The sequence below is a fragment of the Pseudomonas sp. LS-2 genome (assembly GCF_003605735.1).
In the GTDB taxonomy this organism is placed as follows: domain Bacteria; phylum Pseudomonadota; class Gammaproteobacteria; order Pseudomonadales; family Pseudomonadaceae; genus Aquipseudomonas.
Map to the genome: position 1 here is coordinate 65,808 of NZ_QXTJ01000040.1, position 12,299 is coordinate 78,106.

Sequence of the window (12,299 nt, forward strand, 5' to 3'; positions counted from 1 at the left end):
TGGGATTTGCCCCGTAGCTCGCTGCGCATGACCTGCCGCTCCTGTCCAAGGATGTCCGAGTGCACAGTGGTAACTTGGCGTACTCCAATGGCCAAACTGGCAGCTCAATCAGGATCCAAAATGGCCATCTGCCATTGGTCACGGTAATATGCATGAGCCGCCGCGCAGTAGCCTCGGATTCACCATCCCCCGAACGTCCTCATGGCAACAATAATGAGGTGTGCTTCGGGCACCCGCTAGGTTAGCCATGCAGTCAACAATCGATTTTGAAGCCCGAAAGCTCTTCGAAGCCATCAAGTACCAGATCCATGTCGCCATCGAGTACTGTCATAAGCTCGACGATGATCAATCTCTCTGGATTGAGGTATTTGGCGATGTTGCCGTCGATAGGGAGGGCGCCATAGAGGTCAAGATGTGGGAAGACGACCTCACAGACGGGCACACCAATTTCTGGAATACGCTGCACAACTGGCTCAAGCCAGCGTTCGATCATGGGCGGTTTGAGGAGTTAATCCTGCTGACGACGCAGAGCTTCGGCAGTAGATCAACGCTGAGTCAATGGAACGAAAGCGACCCATCCCAGCGCCTAGGTCTGCTCACCTCCATCGACGCGGCGATAGGCAAGCGCAAGTCACGTAAGCAGGAGTCGAAGCCGCCCTCTGACGGTACTCCGCCCATGCGAGGTAAGCTTACTTCGCAACGACAAGCTGTCTTAAGCAAAGAGACACGAGAGTCTCTCCTCGCCGTAATTCCCAAGATTCGAATTCTGCCAGAGCAGCAAAACCTGGCCGCCCTTATCGCGGCGTATAAAAAAGAGAAGCTGGGCGGCATCAACCCCAACCGGAAAGACGATTACGTCAATGACCTGTTCGGCTTCATGATGGACGCCACCCGTATCGCCAAGGGCTGGGAAATCAAAGGGCGAGAGTTCAACGCCAAGCTTCAGGAGCTTACCAAACGGCACATGGTGGGCCCGGTGACCTTCCCCGCTATCAACACCGAGCTAATTAGCCGTCAGGCGGCTGAGCCTCACCTGCGAAGCCGGCGGTTTGCCCGCAAGCTGATCGAGATCGGGGCGGAGAAACATTTATCGCGCGCCACCTTGAACTTGCTTGAGGCGCACGAGCACGTCTCAGGGATGATCCGGGACTGCTCTGTCAGCCCAGATGACATTTCACGTTACCAGCACAATCATCACGAGGCTGCTTTTTGGGCGAGAGATTCGGCCATGGAAAACCTCGACTCAAATTCAGACAGGTCGAAGAAGCTGGCGGCTTCCCGCCAGTTCTTCTCGCAGAGCTGCGCCGCCCCAGTCACTCCCCTGTGTAGTTTTCAGGACACTCCTCAAACCTTTCGAAACGGCATCTATCACTTGCTGGCGGATGAGGAGCCTGGCACCCGAGATGAAGAATTTCATTGGAGGCTATGGGACGAATGAACCCACGCCCAGTCGACCATCTTTACACGCTGCAGCGATCGCCCATCGCGCTGGCGCCGATCATCTACCAGTTTTACAACAACAGAGAGACCACGGAACAGGACGTGCTGCTGAGCTACCTCATTCTCCCGCTGGTGCTGTATCCCCCGACCCAAGAGTTTCTTCACAAGGCTAAGAGCACCAGCTCGCTGCGAACCATGTGCGAAAAGCGCGAGAGGTTGGCCGGGCTGGTCGAGCGAGTCCAGCAAATGAAGTCACTGACCAACGAATGCCTGCTGATTCTGTCCGCCGAGGGAAGTCTGGGCTTCGACCAGCGGATGGGAGTGACCTTACATGATGAAAACAGAGCAGAGAACGCCAATCCAAGGATCATGAAGGCGGCTGAACGCCTCGCTACCGTCTTTGGGACAGAGCACATCGTTACTATCTACAGGATGTTAGGGCTCAAATCACTATGAATTGTTTTCTGCGTTACATCGGCGTAGTTGATACTCAAGACCAGCTACATCACGTCCCGTTCGAGCGTGGCCTGAACATCATCACCGGCGCGTCCTCCACGGGCAAAAGCGCGATCTTGGAAATCTTCGATTTTTGCCTTGGCGCGAGTGAAAACACGATACCCGTGGGGCGCATCACCGAACGGGCGAAGATCTATCTCATCGCGCTTGAGTTCCCGAGCCATCTCCTGGTGGCGGCCCGTACTAGTTCGGATGGTGGCTGCTACCTTACAGAATGGCCAGGTACTCACCAAGCTTTGCTCGAAGCGTTACAGGCAACCCCAGAGCGGTTTACCGAGGAGCGGCACCAGTATCCTGAGCCACGTTTCAAGAAAGAACTCGGCCGATATTTCAACATCACCCTCAAGAATGTGGATGAGGAGGCGTGGAGGCTGAATGTTCCTGGGGCGAAATCCCCGACACCCTCAATCCGCACATTTGCAAGCTTCATGCTCCAGCACCAAAATTTGGTCGCCAACAAGCATGCGGTGTTTTATCGGTTTGATGAGAAGGAAAAGCGTGAGCAAGCCATCGCGCATTTCAAAATTCTGATGGGGCTCGTCCACGAGGACTACTTTGACAAAGTCAAAGAGCTGAATGTCGCCGAGGAGACTCTTAAGAGGATCCAGAACCAGATTCCCCGTGAAGCAAAGAAAAAGGCAGAGGTTGTCGAACACTACCAGCATCTTCTTGATACCTACGAAGCCCTGGCTGGCCATCCGCTCACCACCGCCACGGCAGATGAGCTCTACGCCAAACCCCATAAGTATCTAGAAGAAATCTCTCAACGCGCGGTGCGGATCAACTTCCAGTCGGACTCGATTGAGGCAAAACGTCAGGCGCATGAGGATGCAGCTGCCGTGATTTTGCCTAAGAAAAGGGCAGCTACCCGACAACTCGCTCAGGTGCGTGAATCGATAAATTCCGCGAAAAGTTTGACCAAGGCTATGCGGGCGGATGGTACGCCGAAATCGACCCAGATCTCACATACTCACTGTCCGATGTGTGACTCTCACACCGATTTACCCACTGTAGCGGCAGGTAAACTCTTCGACGCCATTACTTGGCTCAATGGCGAGCTAACCCTCTCAAGCTATGCCGTCGAGAGCTACGCCGACGAAGAACGCGCCCTCATCAAGCAGATCGGTAAATACAACGACGAGCTCGCTAAAATTCAGGCTGCCATCGCCCCCCTTGATGCGGAGCTTGAAAAACTCACGACGACCAAGAACCCCAATGAACAGGCAATCTCAATCAAGGTGGAGCTTGAGATCGGACTGAGGAATCAAAAGCTGAAATCGGGCATCGAGCTCAGCGAGCAAGAGCTCAAGCTCAGGGAAGAGGTGAAGGAGCTCAAACGCTTGATCAAAGCCTACGACCTAGAGACCAAGGTCGCCGCCCTTTCTGAAAAAATTGATGCAGCGCTTGCTCGATATGGCGACAGGTTCAATTTCGAAGAAACCTACATCCCCTGCAAGCTGAAATTTGACCTCACTACATTCGAGCTGTGGTACCAACAGAGCGACGAGAAGCGTGTATACCTGCGTTCCATGGGCAGTGGCGCTAATTGGCTTTACTCCCATCTGGCGCTCTTCATGGCGCTGCATTATCAATTCGCGCGACACCACGAGCAAGACTGCAAGATCCCCCCAATTCTCTTCCTCGACCAACCTACTCAGGTGTACTTCCCCGCGTTGGACAAGGACAAGACATTCGAGGCTACGAAAGCCTCTGAGCAAGCAAACAGATCCGACAAAAAAGATGCAGATCTGGTGGCAGTGAACAACATGTTCAGTCAACTGGCAGAGTTCTGTGTGGAAACAGAGGCAGAAACTGGATTGATGCCCCAAGTCATCGTCTCAGACCATGCAGATAATTTGGATCTTGAGGATCCCTACGACTTCAATTCATTCGTTCGTCGTCGCTGGCGAGATCGCGGATTCATCGCTGATCAAGCTCCCCCAGCAGGGGCAGCTGCCGATGGCGAGGTCAGCCAGGATGCTCAACGAGGTCGACTCGAGCCATAACGACGGCGACGGCCTCTCCCTTCACTGTCGATCATTAGCACCTGCGAACCCTAACGCGTGAGGTTCGGGGTAGACGAACAAGCTTGGCCATCGCATTCGAGCGTCGGCCGCATAATATAACCCACGCCGTTGGAGCAGCTGCAGGCGCGCCTGCTCATGCCATTCGATACGCGGCATAGCCCTAGTGTCGCCCTACGTCGCTCCAACGCGTGCACTCTTAGCCTCAAAGCTTTCCCTTGCGGGTTTCAATGGGGTACCTCAGATGTTTCAGGCTCAAGATGGCATGAGGGCTATAGGCGGGACGATCAATCCAGCCTACTATTCGACTCACATGATATACATCACATATCGTTCGCTATTGCCAATGGCAACGTTCGCGATATACAAAATCACGAACCTCAAAAACATTGACTCGAAAAAAATATAAATTATTAATGGTAGTAACAGTACTGCTCCCTTCATATACTGATAAGAATAAAAACAACAAGAACAGTAATAAGAAGGACGCACAAGATGGGCCAGACAATATTAACCTTCCGCACCATAACGTCCAGAAAGGGCGACTATGAAGTCGCAGATCATTCAACCGAGAAAAAAGAAAGCCGCAAGCTCAGCAGATTTCAGGCGCTCGGCTATCTACTATGTTGGGTAGATGCGCTCGCGGAAGGTGAATCAGATCCAGGTCGCTCAATCAGCGCGATATTTGGTTTTGATGGTGAGGTTGCAGCCTTGGGTTTCGACTCCTATGACCCGGTTCACATACTCACGGCGCCGAACTGGAAAACCCGTATGCTCGCCGCCTGGTGCGTCATCGGGGCCGCTGAGCGAGCCATCTCTAAACAGCTGGATTACGGCGATCTGCACAACTACTGGCCCAACACCGATTTCTGCAGCCCAGGTTTTGATGAGGAAGCCTCGCAATGGGTTTCTAGCGCTAGCGCCTACGACGATCCCGCTGAGTTCAACATATGTGCTTATGTCGGCAGCCCTGCCCGACCTCAGTTGATTTTCAAACTCGAGAGCCCTGACCACTCGCCAGCCTAACACTCGAACGAGCCGCCGCACGCGAACGAGCTGCAGGGGCGCTAACCCCCTGCACTCTCAAGCTCCTGCAGCAACCTCAGTCTCAACAGCGAGCCATGCACGTCAGAAATCACCACGCTTGGCCGATCAGCGCAGCCCACACCCCATCCGCTTCAGCTCCTCAACCAGCTCTTCCCGCCCGTGCAGGTTTGAGACACTACGAAGCCGATTGACCACCTGCTCCGACCACCCGGAAGCCTTCATGCCCTCACGCTGGTAGAAAGCGCCCAGGCGCTCATCGTATTTAGCTACCGCCTCCACATCTGCCTCGGCCGAGTAAGTCTCGTGGTGAAGCACCGCGGCTTGCGGCAGTCTCGGCTTCACTTGTGCTGGACGTTCGGTAGATGGATGGCCGACACAGAGACCAAACACGGGATAAACCTGCGGGGGTAACCCAAGCTCCTTGGCCACCCCTACAATGTCGTTTCGGATGGCGCCGATGTACACACTTCCTAGTCCCAGAGATTCCAGAGCGACCACGGCGTTCTGAGCAGCCAAGGCGGCGTCGATCGTACCGAGCAACAGGCTTTCCAAGTAAGGCACTGCTTCGAGCTCTACGCCCTGCTGCTCAGCCACGCGGGCGACCCTAGATAGGTCGGCAAGCCAGACAAGAAACAGAGGCGCCTGACGGATGTAGGCCTGGCTTCCTGCCAGCACCGAGAGACGCGCTTTCCGATCGCTGTCCTGAACAGCGACAACGCTCCACACTTGCAGGTTTGATGAGGTCGACGCTGATTGCGCAGCGGCGACCAGGGTCTCTATGGTGCCGTCAGGCAGTGGCTGATCAGTGAAGGCACGAACGCCGCGATGGTCGAGCAACTGATCGATCGTCTCGTTCCAGGGCTTGAGGGGTGAGATGTCCGCGGCGCCATAGCGGGCAGCCAGTTTTGATTGGGCGGTGACTGTCATTCGAGATCTCCAAATAGAGACCGAGGCTACCAAATCGCCCGCAGTGCGACACGCTTCCCGCGCGAAGTTTCATATACCATGGGGCCGACACAGTCCCACAAGGCTCGTTTCGATTGTCTGCAAAACCGCTTACTTCCCGCGAGGCCTATCAGGTGCTTCGAGACATCGCTTTGGGCGTTCGCACCATGCGCCGCTTGGGTGATTACTCGTGGACTGAAATCTACTGCGGCTTGATGACTGTAGAAGTAGATGGCTGGGTCATCACTTTGTACAACGATTGCGACACTCTCGATTACTGCGATAGCTGCTTTGGCCCAGAAGGTCGCGCCTATACCTTCGACTCGTCACAGCATTTCGGTACTGACCCTGTTGAGCTTCTTAGCACCTGGGAACATGCTCAGCTTGAAAAGCTGTTGACCGTCCTGTAGTGAACGCGCGCTTTGCTTCCCTCATTGCCTCATCGAAGGATTGCCTAGGAAGACATCATTTCATGTGTTGCGGCAACGCTCGCTCCACATGCATCATTAAATAAAACAATAATAAAGGCAGCGCCCGTGACCACTCCGACCGTGACAATCTTCGCTATCATCCCGCAGCTAAACAACATCCCGAATCTTCCGCAGCCCTGCGTCAAGCAAGACAGCCAGGGGGTATCCATCTTCCAGGCGATTGGCATTTCTTATTCGATTCTCGACAGGATGATTGCGCTAGACGTTGGCTGTGCAAATGCCGCTGCGGAACTCTTCGTGAATACACTCTTGAAAGATGGCTGGTCATGGGACACAGCACACCTGTTGGTGCAGGAGACTGACTGGAAGTGCAGGATGTACCGCGCATGGCACGTTATAAATGCTGAGAACCGAGCAGACGCAGTCGCACTCAACTATGAGGTGTACCAGAACTATTGGCCCAACCTAGACTTCTGCGCGTATGGCTTTGAAGCTGATGTGGCATGCTGGATCAATGATCCTCTGAACTCTCAGAGTGCTAGATGATTTACCTGGTCACGCTTGATTGCCTTCATCGCCCATGGAAGAGGCCAGTCACCCTACTCTCCTAGATGGTTAGGTTGGGTCGACCCAGATCAGAGATCTTGAGTACGACCTCGCCGCTTGGCCTAGGAGTGAGTCTCTCAATATCCACAACCCCAGAACTTCGATCCTGTCGATCACAGATGCGATGCACGTCGGACTGTCTGTTGTCCGCCCCTTCCTGCGGGTTTACTACTCACATGGCGTGGATAAGAACGGGAGCTGATTCAGGCAGTTTTATGATATGCCACTCAGGCGCACGACCCACTGGCCCTATCCACCTCCGGCAACGAACTTGAGCGTCTCCGTTGAAGAGTTGGTGAGGCCCTTTCAGAAAACATCTGGAATGTCGGCCGTTTGTGCAGGTGCCAGGTGTTCGGCCAGCATCCGCAGCTTGCCCAGTAACTCGTCAAAGGTGACGACCTCCACGTCCTTGCAGGCGTTGCGGAATATCTCGAAGCTTCGCCGGCGGCCCTCTTCAGGCGGCTTTGTACCCGCGATGACCACGCACCTCGTTGTGTCAGGCTGCAAGTCTTGCAGCATTGGGGTTTGCCGATGCGACAGCCAGTTGGTGCGCATCAGGCCTTGCTGATGCAGTACCTGAGTAATTGCTCCACTGAGCTGCAGATGAGGGCCGAAAACATCGCTATTGCGATACGGCCTACTCTGCATGAGTGGGGTGGAAGGGCTCTTGATCTCCACGATGGCCAGCTCGCGTCCTTGTGAGAAGAGCAGGTCTCCTATGTGGGCACCAGCCCCACTGATCATGGAGCCGCGGGCATGGAACTGGGTGTGCAAGAGCGCCACTGGGCGCGCGAACACCATCCCCAGGATGAAGAGGTTGGCCTCGAAGAACTGTTGCCAGTGCGCCTCACTGAGGGGCTGGCCAAGCATGCCCTCGAACTTCTCGATCATCACAGCCAGCGTGACCCGTTCGATCTCTGCGCGCAATTCGAAAAGTTCGCGTGGTGCTTCCTTGGCCAGCATCTCAACGCCGACCTTGACCTCCCTGAGCTGGTGACGCCGAGCTCGCACGGCCGCTTGTGCAATCGCGTTACCGGCTCTACGTGCTGTCGTTTCGCTCGCCAGCACGGGGCGGCTGCCTTCAAACACTACGCTGGGCATCAGCGTCGGAAACACTTGGCTCATTACCCAGTGCAGTTGCGCTGACATTTCATTCTTTTTCCGGGCCCGGGTAATCCGCATACACGTTCTGCGACACTCATCCACCCGCGCCTCACTAACAAAGACCGCGCCGCCGCTGATCGAGGTATCACTATCATCCGAGATGACCAGGGTTTTTACCTCGGGAGCAAATCGTAAACCTCGCCACAGCGGAGTGAGCTGTTTCACCAACCCTAGCCCTTCATCACATGAATCAAACAGTTTTCGAGGGAGGCTGACGTCGATGTAGAAGACGGCATCCTCTGGAGTGTCTGGAAGGTCGCGCGCTGCCTGATGGCTGTACATGATGCAGCCCACGTTTCCGTTCTTCGGGCTACGATAGCGCTGAGTATGTGGGTTGGTGTAGATCGGATACATCGTTATCCAGCCAGGCTCAATCCTGGCCAGGCAGTGCCATTGATCTTCGGGCAGAGACCGCCATTTGTCCGAGGACACTTTCTCGAAGACCTGAAGATACAGCTCAACGCAGAAGCTATTTTCAAACGAGCGGCGGATGGTGATAAAGCTGGGCTCTAGTATCTCCTCCCCATTCCACGCGTCCTGCAAGGTTTGCCGAGTCCCTTCCATAGCCCTCTCCATGCCAGTGGTGGTAGAAATTGACGTGATCGAAATCGTCGATTGCCCGGATAGCCGTGGAAGCAATGTGCAAAATTTGCACATTGCACAAATTGATCACCAGCCAACGTGCACAAGCGTGCTTCGCGATTGGTTCAGACTGCCTCTTTTACAGTCGAGTCCTTTGCTCCAGATTCCAACCTGTCGTCCAAGTCGAAGCTAGCCTGCTCCTGGGTCGCCAGCACCTTCAAGAGGAGCGCGTCTGTTTTGAGGTTGTCATACCGGTCTTCCAACGTTTGCCGCAGACGCATTAGCCGCAAGTTTGCCGTGCTAACCAAGGTGCCGTACGTGGTGGCGCGGACTTGTCCGTAGGTGTGTTTCTCTTCCCCGACGGTCTTCGTGGTGGCCACCCCCGCCGCTACTGACTGTCCCACTACCCAGGCGGTAATGAACGGCGAACCGCTGATATAGCCCGAGTTTGCGATATCTTGAACGTATCCGTCCGCCTGGTTGACCTCCTTCCGATTGAGTTTGAATCCACCTTTTTTGAGCTCAATTAGAAGGATATTTTGCATTTGGGCCAGCGAGGTATCCTGCGGGTCGAACTTTTCGATGCCCACCAGCTGAACGGTGGATCTGTCGGGCAGTACCACGACGTCAGGACGTTTACGCTCGTTGATGAATGAAGCGTCCTCATTCTTCCAGAGCTGTTTCGCGACGCTTTTGAGCGTCATGTTCGAGCAGTACTCCATCGACTCGAATTCAGGCCCGAACAACCAGCGGGAGCGCAGGATCAGAGGGTGTAGTGTGTGGAGCTCATCGGTCTTCGGATCCTCAGCCAGCCTGCTGATGGCTTCGATGACACTGAGGCGGTCATCAATTTCGTCTAACACCTTCAGAGCATCCTTGACTGACCAGTCCGCCAACAATGAATCCAGCCCCTCAATGTCGGACGCAGGGAGATTGGCCAGCTTGGTAAGCAAGGACGCCCCGCTCTTGGATTTCTCCAGATTGATCACCGCCTTCACGGCCGTCGCGAGAAAGTCCGGTGAGATCAGCGGGTGCGCCTGAGCCACGGCTTTGGTGAATTCAGTCACTTCCATCTGGGCGCCCTGCCCCAAGGTTTTAAGCTCAGAACGGTTCTGCACCAATGCATCTTCGGAAGCGGCTTCCACAACCTCGTTAGCCAGCTCATTGGCAACCTGGTTGATGCAGTCCGCTGCTGCCTTGAACAATTCTTCGACGGCCGGCGTTGACTGAAACCCTGTCCAATCTTGGAATACTTGCCCCTCAAACCCTTGGGTGTCGACGATGACTTTGTAGCGTTTTGCAAAGCGTGTACGACCATCGAAGTTTGCGACTTGGCCAATCACCCATGAGGGGTCGCCTACGAGTCGATTCTCAACCCAGAAAGCAACGCCTTGGTGAATGGACGAGTGATTCTGCTGTGTGGAGTCGATGACGATGACTTTGGCACTACGTCCATCGCTCAATTCAAGGAGGTGGGTGCGAGCGTGCTGCTCAAGCTTCGCCAACGTCAGCGGCACCCCGTTCACGCGGATCTGAAATGCCGGATCATGGACGAATCGGGCGGCAAGCACTGTCACGATCTCTTTAATATCGGGTCGCTTTCGGGTGACCGAAACAGAGAGCCGGGTGCCAGACCCTTCCCGCTCGCCAAACTCCTCCGAGCGAACAACAAACGGGCTGGGGCCGGACTCCGTTCCCACCACGAATGTGCAGAGCTTGCCGTCACGCCAGGTTTCGACCTGATACTGATCACCAAAACAGAGCAGCCCATGTCGACCTACCCCGTTGCGCCCATATGCTTTCCTGAGTTTGGCATTTCTGCCTTTGGGAAATTCGACCTTGGAGCTCTGGTGCTTCAGACGGTCATACCGCAGCGTCATCCAGCGCTTGCTGAACTGCGCAGCCGTCATCCCATGGCCGTCATCAACGACCGTGAGTGTGCCGCCCGGCTCGGTGGGGAGGTACAGATCTACCTTGCTGGCACCCGCATCCCACGCGTTCGCTACAAGCTCGGTCAAAGCAACCTGGGGCACATGAGCAACCGGGCCGAGTTCACGAAGAAGGTAGTCTTCTTCAAACAACGAAAGGTGACGGGTTTGCTCAGACATCGCTTTCCTCCATGGAGTGGTGTTTACCGAACAATTGGCCCGGGTCAGACATCTCCCGTAATCCTACAACAACGGGCCGTCTAGCTAAATCCTGAGCCAGTTGCCATGCGCCCAAGCCAAGATATTGTTCACGCCTTCCTCGGGCCGACACAGCAGCCATGACACTTGAAATTCGTTGATAGAAATGTCGATGGCCGAATCCGTAAACCCGAACTGCTAGGTCAATGACTCCAAGTTTCGATTGTTGAATTGGGTGAAATGCATCAGCCAGTACACGCTCACCCGAGTCCTTTGAGGCAGGCGATTCAAGGGTAGGCGGATGCCCGCTCAACGAGGCGCCAGCCTGACCACAATCTGCTCCCAGCATCGGTTGATTTCTTCACCTATTCGGCTGTTGTGTGGGGCCGTAGCTGCATACTCCCGGACGACAATGTGCTCGACCAAAAACTCGTCAGTCCATCCTGCCCACTCGCCCACCATGGACTTCAGATTGCCTTGGAGAACCGGGTAAACTTCGTTCCACAGAATGCTCTGCAACTGCTGGAGCGTGTAGCCGCTCTGCGAAATGCGCTGCGCTACCCATTCGTATGTTGTGTCGCCCATTTCTGTGTCCAGAAACAACTCTGAAAGCGCTTGCCACACTTGCACACGGTTCGCGTCGACCAGATCCATGCAGTACCTCCTGTGATGGGTGAGCAGAGAAACCATATTGAAGGTGGCTCGGCCTCATCTAAAAAATCCGTGACCTTGGGTCGCGGCAAGATTGACCGCTCGATGTGATAGCCTTCCCCTCAGGAGCGCGGCTTCCCTTATCCGCACTTCCGAATTGACGAAATAAATGAACCACCAGGAATGCTTTTATGTCGCTCAAAATAGCATTTGCCTCAGTGCTCAAGGCAATGCGCGCTACTCGCGGTATATCCCAGAAACAGCTCGCTGAAGTCAGCAGCCGGACATACATTTACAAGTTAGAACGCGCCCAGTGCAGTCCCACACTGGAAATGATCACCGCCCTTAGTGAACCCCTAGCTTTGAGTCCGCTAACTCTCGTCGCGTTGACGCTCGGGGCGCAGAGTAGTGAGTCTACCGATTCGTTGGTAAGCCGCCTGCAACTAGAGCTTGCAGAGGTCGGAAGCGTCAGTAGCGGTCACGCTTCGTTTGATGCGGTGCGGGCCGAACAGCAGAGTTTTGCGCAGAGCAAGGTGAAGGGTTCAGGGGCTTCATCTCACCAGACTGAATTTTGCTTCGCCAGCTAGGGCCAGCGCTCTCCTTGCGCAAAAATTAGTCAAGGCTGTGAAGGGTCGAAGGGCTTAACCGTTAGCTCGGTAATGCAGTGCGTCGCGTCTCACTGATGGGGCTGCGGGACAGCACCATCGTTAAACGACCCGCAACGACCAGTTGTGTAATCTTTTCGTGTGCTCGCTGCAGTTGATGGT

11 protein-coding genes are annotated in these 12,299 nt (G+C 54.8%); 7 read left to right on the plus strand and 4 right to left on the minus strand.

Annotated elements, in window-relative coordinates:
* Positions 1-247: 247 nt before the first annotated feature.
* From D3M70_RS25875 to D3M70_RS25890, 4 genes are all read left to right on the plus strand, one after another.
* Positions 248-1,438, plus strand: a complete 1,191-nt coding sequence (locus D3M70_RS25875) for a hypothetical protein (RefSeq protein ID WP_120128507.1) — start codon at positions 248-250, stop codon at positions 1,436-1,438.
* Complete coding sequence (locus tag D3M70_RS25880) at positions 1,435-1,896, plus strand: three component ABC system middle component (protein ID WP_120128509.1); 462 nt, start codon at positions 1,435-1,437, stop codon at positions 1,894-1,896. Before D3M70_RS25875 ends, D3M70_RS25880 begins: the two co-directional genes overlap by 4 nt.
* Entirely contained in the window at positions 1,893-3,962 is a 2,070-nt protein-coding gene (locus D3M70_RS25885) for a DUF3732 domain-containing protein (protein WP_120128510.1), read from the plus strand. Before D3M70_RS25880 ends, D3M70_RS25885 begins: the two co-directional genes overlap by 4 nt.
* A gap of 513 nt (positions 3,963-4,475) precedes the next feature.
* On the plus strand, positions 4,476-5,006 hold the full coding sequence (locus tag D3M70_RS25890) for a hypothetical protein (protein ID WP_120128512.1): 531 nt from the start codon (positions 4,476-4,478) through the stop codon (positions 5,004-5,006).
* A 126-nt stretch (positions 5,007-5,132) separates the two neighbouring features.
* On the opposite strand, the gene D3M70_RS25895 is transcribed toward D3M70_RS25890, so the two are convergent.
* Positions 5,133-5,954 (minus strand): NADPH-dependent oxidoreductase, encoded by an 822-nt coding sequence (locus tag D3M70_RS25895; protein WP_120128514.1) that lies wholly within the window; start codon positions 5,952-5,954, stop codon positions 5,133-5,135.
* Between the two features lie 113 nt (positions 5,955-6,067).
* On the opposite strand from D3M70_RS25895, the gene D3M70_RS25900 reads away from it, so the two are divergent.
* Together D3M70_RS25900 and D3M70_RS25905 are read left to right on the plus strand one after the other, a co-directional pair.
* On the plus strand, positions 6,068-6,382 hold the full coding sequence (locus D3M70_RS25900) for a hypothetical protein (protein ID WP_165869889.1): 315 nt from the start codon (positions 6,068-6,070) through the stop codon (positions 6,380-6,382).
* Between the two features lie 126 nt (positions 6,383-6,508).
* On the plus strand, positions 6,509-6,949 hold the full coding sequence (locus D3M70_RS25905; RefSeq protein WP_120128517.1) for a hypothetical protein: 441 nt from the start codon (positions 6,509-6,511) through the stop codon (positions 6,947-6,949).
* 366 nt (positions 6,950-7,315) lie between these two features.
* Here D3M70_RS25905 and D3M70_RS25910 read toward each other — a convergent pair whose 3' ends face one another.
* The 3 genes from D3M70_RS25910 to D3M70_RS25920 all read right to left on the minus strand — a co-directional run bounded on the left by D3M70_RS25910 (position 7,316) and on the right by D3M70_RS25920 (position 11,535).
* Positions 7,316-8,737, minus strand: coding sequence for a Shedu immune nuclease family protein (locus D3M70_RS25910; protein WP_120128518.1), 1,422 nt, complete (start codon positions 8,735-8,737; stop codon positions 7,316-7,318).
* A gap of 143 nt (positions 8,738-8,880) precedes the next feature.
* On the minus strand, positions 8,881-10,863 hold the full coding sequence (locus tag D3M70_RS25915) for an ATP-binding protein (RefSeq protein ID WP_120128520.1): 1,983 nt from the start codon (positions 10,861-10,863) through the stop codon (positions 8,881-8,883).
* Between the two features lie 327 nt (positions 10,864-11,190).
* The gene (locus D3M70_RS25920) at positions 11,191-11,535 is read right to left on the minus strand and encodes a hypothetical protein (RefSeq protein WP_120128522.1); all 345 of its coding nucleotides are present in this window, start codon (positions 11,533-11,535) and stop codon (positions 11,191-11,193) included.
* Between the two features lie 188 nt (positions 11,536-11,723).
* On the opposite strand from D3M70_RS25920, the gene D3M70_RS25925 reads away from it, so the two are divergent.
* A complete protein-coding gene (locus D3M70_RS25925; RefSeq protein ID WP_120128524.1) occupies positions 11,724-12,119 on the plus strand; it encodes a helix-turn-helix domain-containing protein in 396 nt (131 codons plus the stop codon).
* The last annotated feature ends 180 nt before the right edge of the window (positions 12,120-12,299 follow it).

Bases quoted from the DNA above. Each gene is read 5' to 3' on its own strand.
- D3M70_RS25885 (WP_120128510.1), top strand. From the start codon at position 1,893: ATGAATTGTTTTCTGCGTTACATCGGCGTAGTTGATACTCAAGACCAG.
- D3M70_RS25890 (WP_120128512.1), top strand. From the start codon at position 4,476: ATGGGCCAGACAATATTAACCTTCCGCACCATAACGTCCAGAAAGGGC.
- D3M70_RS25920 (WP_120128522.1), bottom strand. From the start codon at position 11,535: ATGGATCTGGTCGACGCGAACCGTGTGCAAGTGTGGCAAGCGCTTTCA.
- D3M70_RS25925 (WP_120128524.1), top strand. From the start codon at position 11,724: ATGTCGCTCAAAATAGCATTTGCCTCAGTGCTCAAGGCAATGCGCGCT.
- D3M70_RS25895 (WP_120128514.1), bottom strand. From the start codon at position 5,954: ATGACAGTCACCGCCCAATCAAAACTGGCTGCCCGCTATGGCGCCGCG.
- D3M70_RS25915 (WP_120128520.1), bottom strand. From the start codon at position 10,863: ATGTCTGAGCAAACCCGTCACCTTTCGTTGTTTGAAGAAGACTACCTT.
- D3M70_RS25880 (WP_120128509.1), top strand. From the start codon at position 1,435: ATGAACCCACGCCCAGTCGACCATCTTTACACGCTGCAGCGATCGCCC.
- D3M70_RS25875 (WP_120128507.1), top strand. From the start codon at position 248: ATGCAGTCAACAATCGATTTTGAAGCCCGAAAGCTCTTCGAAGCCATC.
- D3M70_RS25910 (WP_120128518.1), bottom strand. From the start codon at position 8,737: ATGGAAGGGACTCGGCAAACCTTGCAGGACGCGTGGAATGGGGAGGAG.